Origin of the sequence: Micromonospora halotolerans (assembly GCF_032108445.1) — a bacterium.
In the GTDB taxonomy this organism is placed as follows: Bacteria; Actinomycetota; Actinomycetes; order Mycobacteriales; family Micromonosporaceae; genus Micromonospora; species Micromonospora halotolerans.
The window spans coordinates 4,725,291-4,744,509 of record NZ_CP134876.1 but is presented as its reverse complement, the minus strand read 5'-3'; the positions used below and the strand labels follow the sequence as shown (position 1 = coordinate 4,744,509).

14 protein-coding genes are annotated in these 19,219 nt (G+C 75.1%); 8 read left to right on the top strand and 6 right to left on the bottom strand.

Features of this window, described 5'->3' with window-relative positions; all coding sequences use genetic code 11:
- Positions 1-8 precede the first annotated feature (8 nt).
- The 3 genes from RMN56_RS22420 to RMN56_RS22410 form a co-directional block, all read right to left on the bottom strand.
- Complete coding sequence (locus tag RMN56_RS22420) at positions 9-941, bottom strand: rhomboid family intramembrane serine protease (protein WP_313719491.1); 933 nt, start codon at positions 939-941, stop codon at positions 9-11.
- A gap of 429 nt (positions 942-1,370) precedes the next feature.
- Positions 1,371-2,162 carry a DUF4184 family protein gene (locus RMN56_RS22415; RefSeq protein WP_313719490.1) on the bottom strand — a complete coding sequence of 264 codons (792 nt, stop codon included), beginning with the start codon at positions 2,160-2,162 and terminating at the stop codon, positions 1,371-1,373.
- 22 nt (positions 2,163-2,184) lie between these two features.
- Positions 2,185-2,883: an HAD family hydrolase gene (locus RMN56_RS22410; protein ID WP_313719489.1), complete on the bottom strand. Its 699-nt coding sequence runs from the start codon at positions 2,881-2,883 to the stop codon at positions 2,185-2,187.
- A 209-nt stretch (positions 2,884-3,092) separates the two neighbouring features.
- Here RMN56_RS22410 and RMN56_RS22405 point away from each other — a divergent pair, with 209 nt between their 5' ends.
- Complete coding sequence (locus tag RMN56_RS22405; RefSeq protein WP_313719488.1) at positions 3,093-4,430, top strand: hypothetical protein; 1,338 nt, start codon at positions 3,093-3,095, stop codon at positions 4,428-4,430.
- Positions 4,431-4,526: 96 nt separating this feature from the next.
- On the opposite strand, the gene RMN56_RS22400 is transcribed toward RMN56_RS22405, so the two are convergent.
- Positions 4,527-7,229 carry an MGH1-like glycoside hydrolase domain-containing protein gene (locus tag RMN56_RS22400; RefSeq protein ID WP_313719487.1) on the bottom strand — a complete coding sequence of 901 codons (2,703 nt, stop codon included), beginning with the start codon at positions 7,227-7,229 and terminating at the stop codon, positions 4,527-4,529.
- 42 nt (positions 7,230-7,271) lie between these two features.
- On the opposite strand from RMN56_RS22400, the gene RMN56_RS22395 reads away from it, so the two are divergent.
- The 5 genes from RMN56_RS22395 (at position 7,272) to RMN56_RS22375 (ending at position 14,662) form a co-directional block, all read left to right on the top strand.
- On the top strand, positions 7,272-9,215 hold the full coding sequence (locus RMN56_RS22395) for an amylo-alpha-1,6-glucosidase (RefSeq protein ID WP_313719486.1): 1,944 nt from the start codon (positions 7,272-7,274) through the stop codon (positions 9,213-9,215).
- Positions 9,216-9,346: 131 nt separating this feature from the next.
- Positions 9,347-10,672 (top strand): glycosyltransferase family 4 protein, encoded by a 1,326-nt coding sequence (locus RMN56_RS22390; protein ID WP_313719485.1) that lies wholly within the window; start codon positions 9,347-9,349, stop codon positions 10,670-10,672.
- A gap of 75 nt (positions 10,673-10,747) precedes the next feature.
- Positions 10,748-12,724, top strand: coding sequence for a serine/threonine-protein kinase (locus tag RMN56_RS22385; RefSeq protein ID WP_313719484.1), 1,977 nt, complete (start codon positions 10,748-10,750; stop codon positions 12,722-12,724).
- 199 nt (positions 12,725-12,923) lie between these two features.
- A complete protein-coding gene (locus RMN56_RS22380; protein ID WP_313719483.1) occupies positions 12,924-13,733 on the top strand; it encodes a metal-dependent hydrolase in 810 nt (269 codons plus the stop codon).
- Between the two features lie 5 nt (positions 13,734-13,738).
- On the top strand, positions 13,739-14,662 hold the full coding sequence (locus tag RMN56_RS22375; RefSeq protein ID WP_313724833.1) for an amidohydrolase family protein: 924 nt from the start codon (positions 13,739-13,741) through the stop codon (positions 14,660-14,662).
- Between the two features lie 18 nt (positions 14,663-14,680).
- Here the strand turns inward: RMN56_RS22375 and RMN56_RS22370 are convergent, their stop codons facing one another.
- Positions 14,681-15,934, bottom strand: coding sequence for an MFS transporter (locus RMN56_RS22370; RefSeq protein ID WP_313719482.1), 1,254 nt, complete (start codon positions 15,932-15,934; stop codon positions 14,681-14,683).
- Between the two features lie 38 nt (positions 15,935-15,972).
- Between RMN56_RS22370 and RMN56_RS22365 the strand changes: the two genes are divergently transcribed.
- Positions 15,973-17,022: a LacI family DNA-binding transcriptional regulator gene (locus RMN56_RS22365; RefSeq protein ID WP_313719481.1), complete on the top strand. Its 1,050-nt coding sequence runs from the start codon at positions 15,973-15,975 to the stop codon at positions 17,020-17,022.
- A gap of 22 nt (positions 17,023-17,044) precedes the next feature.
- Here RMN56_RS22365 and RMN56_RS22360 read toward each other — a convergent pair whose 3' ends face one another.
- The gene (locus RMN56_RS22360) at positions 17,045-18,262 is read right to left on the bottom strand and encodes an MFS transporter (protein WP_313719480.1); all 1,218 of its coding nucleotides are present in this window, start codon (positions 18,260-18,262) and stop codon (positions 17,045-17,047) included.
- Between the two features lie 73 nt (positions 18,263-18,335).
- Between RMN56_RS22360 and RMN56_RS22355 the strand changes: the two genes are divergently transcribed.
- Positions 18,336-19,214 carry a LysR family transcriptional regulator gene (locus tag RMN56_RS22355; RefSeq protein ID WP_313719479.1) on the top strand — a complete coding sequence of 293 codons (879 nt, stop codon included), beginning with the start codon at positions 18,336-18,338 and terminating at the stop codon, positions 19,212-19,214.
- Positions 19,215-19,219: the final 5 nt, after the last annotated feature.

The window sequence follows — 19,219 nt, the reverse complement described above, 5'->3', positions numbered from 1 at the left end:
TCGGCGGGTCAGCCGGTGAGGGCGAGCGACTTCACGACGACCAGCGCGACGAGCAGCACGGCGACCGCCGTGGCGACCGCCATCTGCACGGCGGTCCGCCGCCCGGGCGGGGCGTACGCGAACCCGATGCCGACCAGGCCGCCGGCCAGCAGGCCGCCCAGGTGCCCCTCCCAGGAGGTCCAGCCGGCGGAGAGCACCATCCAGATCACGAACGGGACGAGCACCCGTTGCGGCTCGATCGGATGGTGGTGCAGCCGCCGGGCGAGCACCACGTAGCAGCCGGCCAGGCCGTAGACCGCGCCGGAGGCGCCGACCGCCGACTGGTCCGGGGAGACCAGGAAGCCCAGGACCCCGCCGCCCAGCGCGGAGAGCAGGTAGACGGCCAGGTATCGGGCGTGCCCCAGCCGGTCCTCGACCACCCGGCCGAGCACCCACAACCACCACAGGTTGAACGTGATGTGCAGGAAGCCGAGGACGCCCTGGGTGGGCAGCAGGTGCAGGAACGACGAGGTGATGAGGCGGTACCACTCGCCGTGCGCGATCCCGACCGGCTCGTACCCGGGGCGGGCCACGCCGTCGTCGACGTAGCGCTGGCCGGCGTCGTCGACCAGCCCGGTGCCCAGGCTGTCGAACTGGTCGAGCACGGCCGGGTGGACCAGCTCGACCAGGTACGCCAGCACGATGAGGGCGATCAGCGCGTACGTCACCAGCGGGCGGGTGACCGGTCGGCCGCCGAAGACGGTCCGGGCCTGGCGGACGGTGCGGTTGTCCGCCCGGACGCACTCCGGGCAGCGGTGGCCGACTGGCGCCTCGCGCATGCAGTCGGGGCAGATGTGGCGGTCGCAGCGGCTGCAGCGCAGCAGCGTCTCCCGCTTCGGGTGCCGGTAGCAGGTGCTGGCGGCGTTCTCGGCGGGCGGCTGGCCGGTGCTGGTCATGTCCATGCGGATGCGGTCCTGGCTGGTGGGGGGCGGGGGGAAGTTTCCGCTGCCGGATCCTCGCACGGAGTCGGTCGGCGCACCGCCCCGGTCCGGTCGGTCGCCCGGGTGGTGGAGGTGGCCGGACGGGTCAGGACCGGGTCCGCAACTCCCCGGTCCTGACCCCAGCCGTCCGGCGTGGTAGCGGTCTTCGCCGTCTGCAGCACGGCGGGCGTGGCACGCCGCCAACGCCGGGCTCAATACGGCGAGCCGGCCCGCCTGCACTCAGCTCCACGGTGCCCAACTACCGGACTTCGGCGCGCCCCCGACTCACCCCGAAGAGGCGTGGGCGCGGGCTCAGGTTAGGCAGGTTCTCGCAGGTGGAACAAGGTCGGGCGGGCCTGGGAGAATGTGATTGATACCAACGTTGAAATACGGCATGTCGGCGTAACAGGGTCAGCCGGACCAGCGCTGTTGGTTTTCGAGGCGAGGGCTGCGCGCGACGTCGGGCGGGGACCCGGTCAGGGCCCCGGCCGCGGCCGCCCCGGCGATCAGCGCGACCGCCGCGAGGTGCAGCAGGCGCACCCCGGCCGGCGCCGGGACGGTGGCCGCCGGCAGGCCCGGCAGCAGGATCGTCCCGAGTCCGGTGACCGCCAGGGCCACCCCCCAGAACATCCCCGGCCGGGCCGGCGGCGCCGGCGGGCGGATGCCGTCGAAGATCTCGCCCCGCCGGGCGGCGCGCACCGCCAGGACGGCGACCAGCAGCCCGCCACCGACGGTGCCCATCACGTCCGCCACCTGCCACCAGTACAGCCCCGTCAGGGCGTGGAAGTCGGCGACGCCGAGCAGGCGCGGCCACCGCCCGCTGTGGGTGACCCGGTCCCAGGCGACGTGGCTGAACGCGCCGATCAGCGCCGAGCAGACGGTGATCTGCCAGGGGTGGCGGACGCCGGCCAGCGCGGCGTGGTCGGGCCAACCGAACAGCCGCTGGCCGGGCAGGTGCACGGCGATCCCGGCGATCACCCGGCGGACGATCCAGGCGTAGGCGAGGGCGATCGGCAGGCACCACCAGAGGAGCCCGCCGAGGGTGTGCGTCCGCAGCCCGAGGGCGAGCCCGGTGCCGGTGAACAGGTAGCCGACGTCCGGCGCGACCGCGCCGGTGGCCAGCGCCACCCCGTCGAACCAGTGCGGCCGCCAGAGCTTCAGCGGCAGCACCGGCGCCAGGTGCGAGGGGAAGGTCAGCGGCACGCCTGGGACGTTACCCGCCGGATCAGAAGTGCCGGACCAGGTCGGGGAAGGCGGCCAGCCGGATCACCCCGGGGTCGGTCGGGTCCAGCTCGTCGTGTTCCAGCACCCAGGTGTTCTCGTTGGGGATGAAGACCGCGTTCAGGCCGGCGGCCCGGGCGGGCAGGATGTCCGAGCGCGGGGAGTTGCCGACCATCCAGGCGGCGGCCGGGTCGAAGGCGTGTTCCCGGGCCAGCCAGCGGTAGGTGTCGACGTCCTTCTCCGGCACGATGTGCGCGGCACGGAAGTGGTGCAGCAGGCCGCAGGCGTCGAGCTTGCGCTGCTGTTCCTCGCGCTCCCCCTTGGTGAGCAGCAGCAGCTCGTGCCGGGTGGCCAGGTCGTCGAGCGTCTCCGCCACGCCGGGCATCAGCTCGACCTGGTGGCCGACCAGCGCCGCCGCCAGGTCGTCGATCTCGGCGCGCTCCCGGTCGGTCGCCGGGCGCGCGCGCAGCTTCTCCAGGCATTCCCCCAGGCTGCGCAGGAAGACCTTGCTGCCGTAGCCGTGCGCGACCGCGTTGGCCCGTTCGATGTCGTCGAGCACCGTCCGGATCTCCGTCCGGTCCAGCGTCGGGTGGTCCAGCCAGATGAGGAAGTCGTCGATCACCCGCTCGAAGAGGACGTTGTTCTCCCAGAGCGTGTCGTCGGCGTCGAAGACCAGCACCGCGGCCTCCCGGCGCTGTGGCATCGCGAACTCCTCCCGTGTGCCGGACCGGGACACGGTACTGCCTCCGGATCGCCCCGGCAGCCGGGTTTTCGGCGCGCCGGGCGGGTCCGGATCGACCAACAAGATCATCCCAGGCCGACCGGACGGACCGTCCAGACTGGCCGAACGCCGCGCGACCAGCGGCGGGAACCCGACTGCGCCGAACCGGGTCGGAGCGGCATGCTTCGGCGATGACGACCTCACGCGATCAGCCCCGCGCGACCCCGGCCCGGCGCCGGCGTCGCCGGAGGGCGGCCACCGCCGTCGTGGCCGCGCTCGCCGCCGCGGGCGGCGCGCTTCCCCCGTCCCCGGCCCTCGCGGTCAACGCCACGCACTCCACGGTGGTCGGTGCCAATCCGGTGGACTGGACGCCGCACGCGCTCGACGGCACCGTGTACCGGATCCTCCAGATCGGCAACCGGGTGTACCTGGCCGGCTCGTTCACGAAGGTCCGCAACGCCGGGCAGACCGCCCAGCTGGCGATGCCGCGGCTGGTGGCCGTCGACGCCACCACCGGCCGGATCGACACCACGTTCCGGCCCGTGGTCAACGGCACCGTGAAGGCGCTCGCCGCCGCGCCCGACGGCCGATCGCTCTACCTCGGTGGCGCGTTCACGACGGTCAACGGCGTGGCCGCGCCCCGGGTGGCCCGGGTCGACGCGGCCACCGGCGCCCGCGTCGCCGGTTTCGCCCCGGCCGCGCTCAACAACCAGGTCAACGACATGCGCCTGGTCGGCAACCGGCTGATCGTCGGCGGCGCGTTCCAGACCGTGGGCGGGGTGACGCGACGGGCCCTGGCCGCGTTGAACGCGACCACCGGCGCCGCCGACGCGTCGGTCAACCTGCGGGTTGAGGGCCCCCGGAAGACCTCCTCCGGAGCCACCGCGCCGGTCAAGATCGAGGCGCTGGACGTCTCCGCTGACGGCCGGCGGCTCGTGTTCGTCGGCAACTTCAGCTCGGTCGCCGGCGCGACGAGGCACCAGCTCGCGGTGGCCAACCTGACCGCCACCGGCGCCACCCTCTCGGGCTGGTCGACCGACCGCTATCAACCGCAGTGCGCCAAGACCATGCCCACCTACCTGCGCGGGGTCGACATCTCCCCGGACGGCACCTGGTTCGTGGCGGTCACCACCGGGGCCGCGTTCCCGGGCACGCTCTGCGACACGGCGTCCCGCTTCGAGTTCGGCACCGAGACCGGCGGCAAGCAGCCGACCTGGGCGAACTACACCGGCGGCGACACGCTGCTCTCGGTGGCGATCACCGGTGCGGCGGTCTACGTGGGCGGCCACCAGCGCTGGCTGGACAACCCGCTCGGGCGCGACTCGGCCGGCCCCGGCGCGGTGTCCCGGCCGGGGATCGGGGCCATCCACCCGACCACCGGCAAGGCGCTGCCCTGGAACCCGACCAAGGACCGGGGCGTCGGCACCCAGGAGCTGTACGCCACCGAGCAGGGTCTCTGGGTCGGCAGCGACACCGTCACGGTGGCCGGCGAGTACCACGCCCGGGTGGCGTTCCTCCCGCTGCCGTGAGCGCGAGGAGTGCGCCGGGTTTGCGGGCCTCGCGGTCGCGAACACCGACGGCACCCTGAGGCGGTGGGGCGCGGCGCTCGTCGCCGCGCCCCACCGTCAGCGGCGCAGGGTGAGGATCAGGTCGGCGACCAGGGCGGTCCACCCGGTCTGGTGCCAGGCGCCCAGGCCGGCGCCGTTGTCGCCGTGGAAATACTCCGGGAAGCAGATCAGATCCCGCCAGTCCGGGTGGGTCTGGAAGAGCTGCGCCGCGCCGTAGATCGGCCGCCGGCCCCAGCCGTCCCGGGTGAACAGCGAGATGAGCCGCGCGGACAGGTCGTCGGCGATCTCGTCGAGGCTGCGCTTCACCCCGGACCGGGTCGGGTATTCCACCTGGAGGTCGTCGCCGAAGAAGGCGGCGTAGTCGCGCAGCGCGCTGATCAGCAGGAAGTTGGTCGGCATCCAGATCGGGCCGCGCCAGTTGGAGTTGCCCCCGAACAGGCCGCTCGTCGACTCGGCCGGCTCGTAGCCGACGCTGAACTCCTGGCCGCCGAGGGTGACCGTGAACGGCTTGTCCAGGTGGGCGCGGGATAGCGTGCGCAACCCGTACTCGGAGAGGAACTCGTCGGTGTCGAGCATCCGGGCGAGCAGGCGCACCACCTGGTCGGGGCCGACCATGGACAGCAGCCGCTGCTGCCGGCCGTCCGGGCCGAGCCGGCGGGCGCCGATCACCTCGGCGTACTCGGGGCGGTTGGTGAGGAACCAGCGCAGCCGCGCGCCCAGCTCGGGCAGCCGGCGCAGGGTACGCGCGGTGAGCCGGGTGACCGCGGCCAGCGGCAGCAGCCCCACCACCGAGCGGACCTTCAGCGGCACCTTCGTGCCGTCGGCCTGCCGCAGCACGTCGTAGAAGAACGCGTCCTCGTCGTCCCAGAGCCCCTGGTCGTACGCGGCCGCGGCGATGTACGCGAAATGCTCGAAGAACTTCGTCGCGGTGTCCACGTACGCCCGGTCGTGCTCGGCCAGCACGACGGCCATATCGAGCAGGTTGAGCGCGTACATGGCCATCCAGCCGGTGCCGTCGGACTGCTCCAGCACGCCGGCCACCGGCAGCGCGGCGGAGCGGTCGAACGGGCCGACGTTGTCCAGCCCGAGGAAGCCGCCCTCGAAGACGTTGTTGCCGCCGGTGTCCTTCCGGTTGACCCACCAGGTGAAGTTGAGCAGCAGCTTGTGCATCACCCGGGCCAGGAACTCGTGGTCGCGGGAGCCGTCGATCTCGAACACCTTGAGCGCCGCCCAGGCGTGCACCGGCGGGTTCACGTCCCCGAACGCCCACTCGTACGCCGGGATCTGCCCGTTCGGGTGCAGGTACCACTCGCGGAGCAGGAGCAGCAGCTGCTCCTTGGCGAAGCCCGGGTCGACCCGGGCGATCGTGACGCAGTGGAAGGCCAGGTCCCAGGCGGCGTACCAGGGGTATTCCCACGGATCCGGCATGGAGATCACGTCGAAGCTGTTCATGTGCCACCAGGCGCTGTTGCGCCCGTGCCGGCGGCCGGCCGGCGGTGGTGTGGAGCCCGGATCGCCCTCCAGCCACCGCTTCACGTCGAAGTGGTAGAACTGCTTGCCCCACATCAGCCCGGCGATGGCCTGCCGGGCGACCAGCGCCTCGTCGGCGGTCGCGGCGGCCGGGATGACGCTGTCGAAGAACCGGTTCGCCTCGGCGCGCCGCGCCCAGAGCACCGTGTCGAACCCGTCGCCCAGGTCGGCCGGGGGCGGCGGGTCGCCCGCCGGGGGCGGTGCGGTGCGGGTCAGGCGCAGCCGGATCTGCCGCTGCCCGCCGGCCGGCACGTCCAGCACGTAGTGCAGCGCGCCCTTGGTGCCCTCCCGGTCCGGGTTGACGGTGGCCGCGCCGGCGACCACGTGGTCGTTGATCCCGTCCTTCGGGTACGCCGACCGCCCGGGCAGCCCCCACAGCCGCTCGGCGTTGGTGTCGTTGTCACAGAGCAGCGGCGTGGGCGCGCCGTCGCCCTCCAGCAGGAGCTGGCCGAGCACCCAGTGCTCCCCCACCAGCCGCGAGCCGGCACCGGTCAGCCTGGGCACCCGGTCGCCGCCGGGCAGCCCCCAGGCCCAGGTGTTGCGGAACCAGAGGGTGGGCAGCACGTGCAGGGTCTCGTCGGTGTCCCCCCGGTTGGCCACCGTGATCAGCACGCACAGGTCGGTCGGGGACGCCTTGGCGTAGTCGACGGTGACCGCCCAGTACCGGTCGTCGTCGAAGATCCCCGTGTCGACCAGCTCGTACTCCGTGTCGTCCCGGCCGCGCAGCGCGTTCACGGCGACCAGCTCGTCGTAGGGGAAGGCGGCCTGCGGATAGTGGTAACGCCAGCGCATCCACGAGTGGGTGGGCGTGGAGTCCTCGTACCACCAGTACTCCTTCACGTCCTCCCCGTGGTTGCCGCCGTCACCGCCGAGGCCGAACATCCGCTCCTTGAGGATCGGGTCCCGCCCGTTCCACAGGGCGAGCGCGAAGCAGAACGTCTGCCGGTCGTCGCAGACGCCCGCCATGCCGTCCTCGTTCCACCGGTAGGCTCGGGACCGCGCGTGATCGTGGGGGAAGTAGTCCCAGGCCGTGCCGTGTTCGCTGTAGTCCTCCCGTACCGTCCCCCACGCCCGCTCGGACAGATAGGGACCCCATGCGCGCCAGTCCTGCTCCCCGGCGTCGGCCTGGGCGAGCCGGTGCCGCTCGGGGTCGGGGGTCGCGGAGTTCGGACGGTCGGTGATCACCTGCACATCTTCGACGCCGCCGGGGTACTTGACCACAGGGGCCATTGTCGTCGTGGCGGGTGACACCCCGCCGGTGGTGGAGGAAAGTTGATCGAGATTCGCTTCGGTCCGCAGGTCTGCGGGGAGCTGTCCACCTCGTCGACGCGGGAGTGGCTGGTCACCGACGGGCGGGGCGGCTACGCCATGGGCACGGTCGCCGGGCTGCGCACCCGGCGCTACCACGGGCTGCTCGTGGTGGCCGGGGAGACGCCGGCCGCCCGCAAGGTCGGCCTGGTCAGCCTCGACCCGGCGGTGACCCTGCCGTCCGGGCGGCAGGTGCGGCTCGGCGCGCACGAGTGGTCCTCGGGTGTGGTCGACCCGCGCGGCTTCGAGCTGCTGGAGCGCTTCGACCTGACCGACGGGGTGCCCCGCTGGCGCTGGCGGATCGGCGACGTGGTGATCGAGCGGGAGATCGCCATGGCGTACGGCCGGTCCTGCGTGGCGGTGGTCCACCGGCTGGTGTCCGGCGGCCCGGTCCGGCTGGACCTGGCGGCGGCGTGCACCTGGCGCGACGCGCACGGCGAGCGGCGGGCCGACGGCCCGACCCCGCGGCTGGAGGAGGTGGCCGGCGGCGCCGTGGTGGAGGGCGCGTACCGGCTGGCCGGGCCGGGCTGGACCCCCGAGGGGCAGTGGTGGCTCGGCGTGCGCCACCGGGAGGAGGCGGCGCGCGGGCTGCACCCCGACGAGGACCTCTGGTACGCGGGCCGCTTCTCCGGCGCCCTCGACGAGCCGGGCGCCGAGGTGTCCGTGCTGGCCTGGGCGGACGACCTGGCCGAGGAGCCCCCGCCGCCCACCGCGCTGGTCGAGGCGGCCCGGCGGCGCCACCGTGCCGTGGTGGCCGCCGCGAAGCCGGACGACGACGTCGAGGCGACCCTCGCGCTGGCCGCCGACGCCTTCGTGGTGCACACCGCCACCGGCCCGGACGTGGTGGCCGGCTATCCCTGGTTCGGGGCCTGGTCGCGGGACACGATGACCTCCTACGAGGGGCTCTTCCTCCGCACCAACCGCGGCGACGAGGGTCGGGAGCTGCTGCGGGCGTACGCGGCCACGCTGTCGGAGGGGATGCTCGCCAACACCGCCGACACCGGGCGGGTGGAGCACAACACCGTCGACGCGACGCTGTGGTTCCTGCACGCGGTGCACCGGCACGTCACCCTCACCGGGGACACCGACCTCGCCGTGGAGCTGCTGCCGGCGCTGGAGGCCGTGGTGGCCGCGCACGTGGCGGGCACCCGCTACGGCATCGGTGTCGATCCGGCCGACGGGCTGCTCACCCAGGGCGGGCCGCCGGACGTCGCGCTCACCTGGATGGACGCCCGCGTCTACGGGGTGCCGGTCACCCCGCGCACCGGCAAGCCGGTCGAGGTCAACGCGCTCTGGGTGAACGGACTGGCCGGTCTCGCCGAGCTGGCCGAGCTGACCGGCCGGGACGCCGGGGCGCTCCGGGCGCACCACGCGCGGGCCGCCGCCGCGTTCCGGGAGCGCTTCCCCACGCCGGCCGGCTGGCTGCACGACGTGGTCGACGCGCCGGCGCCCGCGTACCCGCTCGGCGGGGCGCCGCACCACGACGACGACCTGCTCCGCCCCAACCAGCTGCTCGCCTGGTCGCTGCCGTACGCGCCCCTCGAACCGGACGAGGCCACCCTGCGCCGGGTCACCGAGGGGCTGTTCACCCCGCTCGGGCCACGCAGCCTCGCCCCCGACTCCCCCGGCTTCGTGGGCCGGCACCGGGGCGGCCCGGCCGAGCGGGACTCCGGCTACCACCAGGGCACGGTCTGGCCCTGGCTGGTCGGGCCGTTCGTCGACGCGTACCGCCGGGCCGGCCTGCCCACCGACGACCTGCTGGTGGGCCTGGAGGGCCACCTGACCGAGTACGGCCTGGGCTCGGTGAGCGAGACCGCCGACGGGCTCGCCCCGCACGCCGCCACGGGCTGCCCGTTCCAGGCGTGGTCGGTGGCCGAGCTGCTGCGCGTCCGGCGCCTTCGCGGCTGACGCTTTACACACCGGCAACCGGCGCGTCGCCGCTGGTTATCGACCGCTGGGCAGGATGGGCTGCGACCCCACGACGCGCCCGACGCGGTGCGCTCGGGCGGGTGCGGGAACCACAACTCAAAGGGGGCCGCATGTCCGCTGACGCCGACGTGATCGACATCCAGCCCGCCCGGCGCCAGCGGGTGCTGATCCTCTCCTGGGAGTACCCACCCGTGCTCGTCGGTGGCCTCGGCCGCCACGTGCACGCGCTCTCCGTCGCCCTGGCCGCCGCCGGCCACGAGGTCACCGTCGTCACCCGGCACGCCGAGGGCGCCCCCCTGGAGGAGTACGCCGAGGGCGTGCGCGTCCTGCGGGCCGCCGAGGACCCGGTCCGGTTCCCGCTGGCCACCGGATCGCTTTTGGCCTGGACCATGGCGTTCAACCACACCCTCACCCGGGCCGCGCTGCGCGCCGCCGAGTCCGGCGACTACGACGTCATCCACGCCCACGACTGGCTGGTCGCGCACACCGCCGTCACCCTGGCCGAGCACCTGGACCTGCCGCTGGTCACCACCATCCACGCCACCGAGGCCGGCCGGCACCAGGGCTGGCTGCCCGAGGAGATGAACCGCACCATCCACGGCGTCGAGCACTGGCTGAGCAACGCCTCGACCCGGGTGATCGCCTGCTCCGGCTACATGCGCGACCAGGTGGGGCGGCTGTTCGACGTGCCGGCCGGGCGGATCGAAGTGGTCCCCAACGGGGTGGACGACCGGGCCTGGCACGCCCGCCCCCGGGCCGTGTCCGCCGCCCGCGCCCGGTTCGCCGCCGACGGTCCGCTGGTCGGGTACGCCGGCCGGCTGGTGTACGAGAAGGGCGTCCAGCACCTGGTGCACGCCGTGCCGTACCTGCGGGACCGGCACCCCGGCCTGCGGGTGGTGATCGCCGGCGACGGCCCGTACCGGGACGAGCTGGTCGACCAGGCGCACCGGCTGCACCTCGCCGAGACGGTCCGGTTCGCCGGTTTCCTGGACGCCACCCAGCTCCCGGCCGTCCTGGCCGCCACCGACGCGACGGTCGTCCCCAGCCTCTACGAGCCGTTCGGCATGATCGCCCTGGAGGCGGCCGCCGCGGGCGCGCCCCTCGCGGTGGCGGAGACCGGCGGCCTGGCCGAGATCGTCGAACCCGGGGTGACCGGGGTGACCTTCCCGCACGGCGACCCGGACGCGCTGGCCGGCGCGGTCGACCGGCTGCTCGGCGACGAGGTCTTCGCCCGCCGGGTGGCCCGCCGGGCCCGCACCGTGGTCGGCGAACGCTACGCCTGGTCCGCCATCGCCGCCCGGACCGCCGGCAGCTACGCCGCCGCCCGGCGGGAACACGGCGCGTTCCAGGCCCGCCGGGCGTCGGCGCTGCTGGCCGGTGGTCGCCCCGCCATCGCCATCCCGGAGGGGAATCTGCTGGCCGGCGCCGCGAGCTGAGCGGGCCGCCCTCCGGGGATAGGTGTTGTCCGATCCGTTGGTTATTGTGGACATCGACCAGCGGTGAGGAGTGCGGTGCAGCAGGTAGTGATCGCCGGCCGGTACCGCCTGCTCGACCTGGTCGGACGCGGCGGGATGGGTCGGGTCTGGCGGGCCCGGGACGAGATGCTGCACCGCGAGGTGGCGGTGAAGCAGGTGGTGCCACCGGGCTGGCTCGCCGCGCACGAACGCGACGAGGTGCGCGGCCGGACCCTGCGCGAGGCGCGCGCGACCGCCCGGCTCAGCCACCCCAACGTGGTCCGGGTCTATGACGTGGTCCGGGTCGACGGCGACCCGTGGCTGGTGATGGAGTACGTCCCGTCCCGGTCGCTGCAGGAGATCATCGACTCGGACGGGCCGGTGGACCCGCGCCGGGCCGCCGGGATCGGGCTGGCGGTGCTGGCCGCGCTGCGCGCCGCGCACGAGGCGGGCGTGCTGCACCGGGACGTGAAGCCCGCCAACGTGCTGCTGGCCAGTGACGGCCGGGTGCTGCTCACCGACTTCGGGCTGGCGGTCTTCGACGGCGGCGACGGGATGATGACTCGCCCCGGCTTGGTCCTCGGCTCACCCCAGTACGTGGCCCAGGAGCGGGCCGCCGAGGGAGTGTCCAGCGTCGAGGCCGACCTCTGGTCGCTGGGCGCCACCCTGCACGCGGCCGTGGAGGGCCGGTCCCCGTACGCCCGCAGCACCGCCATGGCCACGCTGGCCGCGCTGGCCAGCCAGCCACCGGACCCGGCGCCGCACGCCGGCCCGCTGGCGCCGGTGCTGGTCGGTCTGCTGCGCCGCGATCCTCGGCACCGGCTCGGCCCCGACGACGCGGCCCGCCTGCTGGCCGCCGCCACCGCGCCGACCGTCGACGTGCCCGGCTGGCCGGTCGCCGGCGCCGCGCCCGCACCACCCGCCCGCGGACCGGGCCGGGCCGGCGACGGCACGTCCCGCACGGCCGCCGGGCCGGGCTGGGACAGCGGCGGCGCGACCGCCGTGCCACCGCCGGAGCGCGGCTACCCGGACGTGATGCCGCCGGCCGCCGCCGCCCGCGAGTGGAGCCGGGCCGCGCGCCGCAGCGAGTGGGCGCCGCCGGCCGGACCGCACGGCGGCGACACGCTGCCGCTGGCCGCGCGCCACCTCGGCTCCCCGGACAGCCCGGCACGGCCCGGCGCGGGCGCGCCCGGCGAGCCGGCGCACACCGGCGGGGCGACCGGCACGCCCGGCCCCACCGGCGGTGCGGGCGGCACCCCCGCCGGCGGCGACGCGGTGGACGGCGCGCCAGCCCCGGGCGGGAGCGGGAAGTACCCGAGCCGGCGGCGCCGGGCGGCGATGCGGCGCGGGGCCCTGGCGGCGGCGGCCGCCGCGCTCGCCGTGGCGACGGGGATCGGCACCGCACTCGCGGTCACCGACGACCACGACGGGCCGCAGACCGGCAACCCACGCGGCGAGGCGCCGGGCGAACCGTGGGGGCACCCTCCCGGCCCGCCGCCCGGCGTTCCCCCGCCGCCGTTCCCGTGCATCCGGCCCGACGCCGCGGGCAACCCCGTGCGGGCCGGCTCGCCGCCCGCCGACGCGGCGCTCAACCTCCCGGCCGGCTGGATCTGGTACGCCGACTCCGCCGGCTTCCGGGTCGCGGTACCGGCCGGTTGGCTTGAGCTGAGGTCCGGCAGCACCACGTGCTTCCAAGACCCCGCCACCCGGCGGATCCTCGGCGTCGAGCCCTACCCGGGTGGTGATCCGCTGGGCCAGTTGCGGACGGCCGAGCGGGAGCTGACCACCGACGGCCGGCTGCCCGGCTACCAGAGGGTGCGGCTGATGGCCGCCGGCGGCGGCGCAGAATGGGAGTGCCGCTGGGCCGCCCCGTACGGGGAGCGGATGCACACGCTGCGGGTGCTGCCCGGCGACGCCGGCGGATGGACGCTCGGGTGGACCACCTCCGACGCCGACTGGTCCGCCGCGGCCGGGCAGCTCGCGCTGATCCGGGACAGCTTCCGGTCGGGCCGGGCCACCCACGCGGCCGGCTGACAACCCCGACGTCTCATCACCGACAGATGCCCCGGCCCCGCGCGGCCGGAACGACATACTTCCTGGTGATCCGGCGGCGCCCGCCGGCCGTCCCGGGACCCTCTCCCCAGTGGACCGTCCGGGTGATGCCCCGCGACCCGATGGCTAACTACAGTGGCGTAGTTTTGTCGATCAAGATCTCTGGGGAGGGCGAGCCGAGATGATGGGACCATCCCACGCGCTGTCCGGCGCGGCGGTGTGGCTGACCGGCTCCTGGGCGCTGGACCAGTTCGCCGACTACCACCAGACGCCGCTCGCACTGGCGGTCGGCACCGCGGTCTGCGCGGGCGGGGCGCTCTTCCCCGACCTCGACCTGTCCGGCAAGGTGACCCGCAACCAGGGTGGCGCCACGGTGGCCCGGACCTTCGGCGTGTTCAGCCTCTTCATCGCCGAGGTGATGGAGAAGATCTCGCTGGGCGTCTACTACACGACCAAGCTGAGCAGGGACCCGCGCCGCAACAACGGGCACCGGACGCTGACCCACACCATCCCGTTCACGCTGCTGGTCGGTTGGGGCACCACCGCGCTCTGCGCCGCGTACGGCAAGTGGGCGGTGGTCAGCATCCTCTTCTTCATGATCGGTCTGGCGCTGCGCGGGCTCTTCGACGAGTGGGCCGAGCGGGCCGGCTGGGTGGTCGTCACCCTGTTGTCGGCGGCCGCAGCCTGGTTCACCTTCGCCAACCTGCCCGGCGACCGTGGTTATCCCCTCATCGGCACGGCGGTCGGGGTGGGCTGCTTCGTGCACATCCTCGGCGACATGATCACCAAGGCGGGGGTGCCGATCCTCTGGCCCATCCCGATCAAGCGGCGGATGTGGACGATGGTCGGGCTGCCCAACGGCATCGCGCTGCGCACCGGCAGCAAGGCCGAGACGATCGTGCTGCGCGCGGCGCTGACCGTGCTCTCCGTGCTGGCCGCGGTGGGGCTGGTCGCGCCCTCGGTGCTGCACCGCTTCAACATCGAGGTGTGACGGACCTGCTTGACGATGGCACGGGGCCGGCGGACCACAGCCGGCCGCCGGCGCAGGACGCGGCGGTGCCGGAGTTCTGGGGGCGGCTCGGGTTGCCCGGGCTCGCCGACGTGCACACCCACTTCCTGCCGCCCCGGATGCTGCGCAAGGTGTGGGCGTACTTCGACGCGGCCGGGCCGCTAGTCGGCACCGAGTGGCCGATCCGGTACCGGTGGGACGACGAGGCGCGGGTGGCGCACCTGCGCCGGCTCGGCGTGCGGGTGTTCAGCGCGCTGGCGTACCCGCACCGGCCCGGCATGGCCGAGTCGCTGAACAGCTGGACGTTGGACTTCGCGGCGCGTACCCCGGGTTGTCTGCCCTCGGCGACCTTCTTCCCGGAGGCGGCGGCCGCGCGCTACGTGGCGGACGCCCTCGCGGCCGGCGCCCGGGTGTTCAAGGTGCACGTCCAGGTGGGCGGCTTCGCGCCGACCGACCCGGCGCTGGACGACGTGTGGGGGCTGCTGGCCGAGGCCGGCGTGCCGGTGGTGGTGCACGCCGGGCACGCCCCGGTCGGCACGGCGCACACCGGTCCGGCGTCGTTCGCCGCGCTGCTGGCCCGGCACCCCGGGCTGGCCGCGGTCGTGGCCCACCTCGGCGCGCCGGACTATGCGGCCTTCCTGGACCTGGCCGAGCGGTACCGGCACGTGCGGTTGGACACGACGATGGCGTTCACCTCGTTCTTCGACCGGTTCGTGCCGTTCCCGGCGGCGGAGCTGCCGCGGCTGCGGGAGCTGGGGCTGGCCGGCAAGGTGCTGCTCGGCAGCGACTTCCCGAACATCCCCTACCCGTACGCGGAGCAGCTCGACGCGCTGGCCCGGCTCGACCTGGGCGACGACTGGCTGCGGGCGGTCTGCTGGGGCAACGCGGCCGCCCTGTTCGGCCTGGGCTGAACCCCTCGACGGAGGCGGTCACGCTCCCCGCGCCGACGGCTGCCGGGCCGCCGCCTGCTCGGCGTCCTTCACCACACGGGGTCGCGCGGGTCGGCCCATGCCGCTGAGGCGCAGCACTGCCGGCGTCAGGAGGAACAGGCCGGCCGCGAGGCCCGCGACGGCGGCCATGGCGCCGCGCAGTCCCACCGCTTCGGCCCAGAGTCCGACGTACCCGGGACCGACGAGGAACCCGAGGTAGGACACGGTCGTGACGACGGCCGTCGCGCGGCCCCGGTGGGACTCGTCGACGTGGCGCGACACGAGCCCGATGAGGGTCGGGAACAGCACCGCGGTCCCGGCGGCGGCTGACGCCAGCCCCAGCCCGGCGACGACCAGAGTGGGCGCGGCGGCGACGAGCGCGGTGCCGGCCGCGGCGGCCGAGGCGCCGACGAGCAGAACGGCGGGAGCGTGGGCGGCCTTGAGGCCTCCGGCGGCGAACCGCGTGATCGCGACCGTGCCGGCGAAGAGGGCGGGTGCGACGGCGCTCAGCCCCACACCTGCCTGGAGTTCGTCGTGGACGAAGACCGCGCTCCAACTCTGGTGCGCGTTCTCGCTGGCGAACGCGAGCGCGCCCAGCACCCCGATGAGCAGGAACGGCAGCACCCTCCACCGACCGCTCGGGGCGGGGTCCGCCGCCCCCACGGAATCGCGCGCCTCGGCCACGGCCCCGGCGGGCAGCGTGGTGAACAGGGCGGCGCCGGCCGCCAGCGCGAGCGCGGCGACGGCGAGGAACGGGAGCCCGAGCGGCAGCGACGCGCCGGACGCCAGGCCGGTGGCCAGGCTGGCGAGAACCACCAGGCTGGAGAAGACGCCGTGGGCGCGGGTGATGACGGGCCGGCCCGCGATCTTCTCGGCCCGACCGGCGACCGCGTTCATCGACACGTCGGCCGCTCCGCTGGTGGCGCCGACGAGGGCCAACCCGGCGCAGAGACTCGTCAGGTTCACTGCGGTCAGGGCCAACCCGGCGCCGACACCGCCGAGGGCGCCGATGAGCACGGCCGCGACCCGCAGGCCCCATCGATCGAGCGCCCTGCCCGCCAGCAGCATGGCCGGGAGGGCGCCGGCGCCCACGAACAGCAGCGCGAAGCCGAGCTGGCCCGCCCCGATGCCGGCCTGCTGCTGGATCCGCGGCACGGAGGCGCCCCAGACTCCCCAGAACGAGCCGAAGGCGGCGAACGCCACGTATGCCGAGACGGTGAGACGTCGTGGCGAGGCGACCGGTGTCCGCGTCATGTTGTGTAACGATACACGCGGCCGGTTAGGGTGGCATCGTGGAAGCGCCCGGCGGCTCGAAGCGGGTGACCCTCGCGCAGGTGGCCGAACTGGCCGGCGTGTCGGTCATGACCGCCTCCTACACGTACAACCGACCGGAGCGGGTGTCGCAGCGGGCCCGGTCGAAGGTGCTCGCCGCCGCGGACGCGCTGGGATACGCCGGGCCCGACCCGAGCGCCCGGTCGCTGCGCCGCGGCAGCACCCGCACGGTCGGCGTGGTGATGGGCGAGCACCTGAGTTACGCGTTCGAGGATCCGGAGGCGGCGTCCTTCCTGGCGGGGATCGCCGACGTCTGCGCGGGCCGCGGTTACGGCATGACCATCCTGCCGGTCACGGGCGCCGCCGACGACCTCCCCCGCATCACGGACGCCGCCGTCGACGGGTTCATCGTCTGGACCACCGCCGACGATGATCCGATCCTGGCGGCCGTCCGCGCGACCAAGCGCCCCGCGGTGGTCCACGGTGGACCTGCGGTGCGCGGGCTGGGACTGGTGAGCATCGACAACCGCGCGGCCGCGCGTGCGGTGGGCGCGGTGGCGTTCGCGGGCGCGAGGCGTCCGGCGCTGGTGAGCTTCCCGCTGTCCCGGGACCGGGTCAGCACGATCACCGGTGGCGGGGACATCCGCGACGTCCTGTTTCCGGTGACCCGCGAGCGGCTGGAGGGCTACCGGCAGGCGGCCGAGGACGCCGGCATCGCCTGGGGCGACGTCGTCGTCGGGGTGTGCGCCCGCAACGACGCGGGCGAGGCCGAGCGGATCGCCGCGACCCTGCTGGCCTCCCCCGAGCCGCCCGACGCGATCGCGGCGATGAGCGACCAGCAGGCTGCCGGCGTGATCCGGGCGGCCCGCGCGGCCGGTCGGGTCGTCCCCGACGAGGTGGCGGTGACCGGGTGGGATGACGCCGCGGTCGCGGCACAGCTGCGGCTGACGACGGTCGCGCAGTCACTGCGCGAGCAGGGCGCGGCGTGCGCGCAGGTGGCGCTCGGGCGGGAACCGGACCCCCGGCGGGCCTCGTGGTCCGTCGTCCGCCGGGACAGCACCCGCCCCTGACGAGGCGCGGAGCAGAGCGGGGTCAGCCGGGCGCCCGGTCGAGGGATCGGGCCGGGGGGCGGGCCGGAGCGGAGACCGGGAGCAGCCAGGGCCCGGCGAGGAGCCCGACGGCGACCTGGGCGGCGCCCGCCACGACCAGCGTCGGGCCGGCGCCGGCCAGGCCGATCACCGCCCCGCCGCCGAGCAGGCCGATCGAGACGGCGCCGTCGTGCACCAGGCTCTCCACGGCGAAGGCGGCCCGTCGTTCCGCGCCCTCGGTGCGGGTGGTGATCAGGCGGTTGACGGCGCCGATGCCCAGCGGCATGGCCAGGCCGCCCACGGCGGCCACGACCGCGATGAGCGGGAGCGACGCGGTGACCAGGGGCAGCGCCGCGAAGGTCGCGCCGAGCGCGATCCAGCCGGCCGCCATCGTGGCCAGCGGCGGCAGCCGGGGTACGAGCGCGGGCGCGACCAGCGCACCGGCGAGCGAGCCGGCGCCGTAGCCGGTCATGCCGGCCGAGACGAGCAGCCCGGGCCGGCCCGTCTCGGCGCCGAGGATGGCGAGCCCGAGGGTGAAGGCGAACCAGGTGAGGCCGCCGACGCCGGCCATGGTCACGGCACGGCGTACCTCGGGGTGTCGGGCCAGCACGTGCCGCAGGGCTGGTGCCCCGGCGGTGCCCTCGGCGGCGGGCGCGGCGCTGCCGCGGACGGCCAGCAGCAGGATCGCGCCGAGGGCGACGCCGGCCGCCTCCGCCCAGAGCAGCCGCAGCGGCCCGCCGACGGTGACCGCCCAGCCGGCCAGCGGCGGCGCGAGGATCATCGTGCTGCGGTGCGCGAAGTCCTGCCAGGCCAGCATGCGCGTGGCGACGTCGGCGCCCTCGCAGATGTCGGCGAGCAGCGCCCGCTGGCCCGGGCCGCTCAGCGTGGTGGCGGCCCCGGTGATCAGCCCGGCGGCGGTCAGGTGCAGCGGACCGACCGTGCCGACCATCGCGCCGACCGGGATCACGAGCAGGCCGAGCACCTGGATCGCGAGCACCCCGGCGAGGGCCCGCCCGGTGGTCAGCCGCTGGCGGAGGCCGCGCGCCCACCACGCCGAGGTGAGCATCGGCAACCCGACCGCACCGCCGACCAGGCCGGTGGTCCAGGCGGAACCGGTCTCGGCGAGCGCGACCAGGGGCAGCGCGACGGCGGTGGTGCGCTGGCCCAGCCAGGTGACGAAGGTGGCGGTGAGCATGGCGGCGATGTCCCGGCGGATGTCCACGGGTTCGATGATGTGGCCCCGTCCCGGCCGCCGGTAGCTGGTGAAAGGGCGGCTCGGCTCATAATCTGGGCCTATGAGCTCCCTACCCACGGTCGAGGACCTGCGGCTCGTGGCGGCGCTGGCGCGGCACGGCTCCCTGGGCGCGGCGGGCCGCGAGATGCGGATCAGCCAGCCGGCCGCGAGCAGCCGGCTGGCAGCGCTGGAGCGGCGGATCGGCGAGCGGCTCTTCGACCGGGACACCACCGGGGCGCGACCGACCCCGGCCGGCCGGGCGCTGGCCGCGGAGGCGGCCCACGTGCTGGATCACCTGGAGGGCATCTTCGACCGGACCCGCGCGGCGGCGCGCGGGGAGGTGCTGAGCGCCGGCACCTTCCCGAGCCTGGCCGCGTGGCTGTTCCCCGCCCTCGTGGACCTGCTCCGGGGCGCGACGGTGCACCAGGTCACCGACCACGGTGACCGCCTGGTCGAGTGGGTCGGCGAGGGCTCGCTCGACGCCGCCTTCGTCACGGTCGCCAACCAGATGCGGCTGCCGGCCACGGCCGTCGCGGCGCCCGTGGCCGCCGACCGGCTGGCCCTGCTCACCCCGCCCGGGGTACGGCTCGGACCCGGGCGCCGGCCGTTCGCCGGCCTCGACGTGGTGGCGCACAGCTACGACGCGTCCGCGGACGCCCTGCACCGGCGGCTCTCCGCACTGGGCGCCCGCCCGAAGCCGGCGGCCACGGGCGAGACGGCGGTCCGGATGGGCCGGCTGCTCGGCTGCCCGGTCGTCCTGCCGCGTGGGCTCGCGCTCGCGTACGCGGCCCCGGACGAGCAGGTCGCTCCGGCGCCGGTGCCGGGCCGCTTCACCCTTTTCCTGGTCACCCGGCGACCGGTGCCGGCGGCGCTGGCGGCGGTGGCGGGCGACCTCGCCGACCGGCTCGGTCTCGAGCGGCCGTCCGGCGGCCGGCCCTAGGCGCG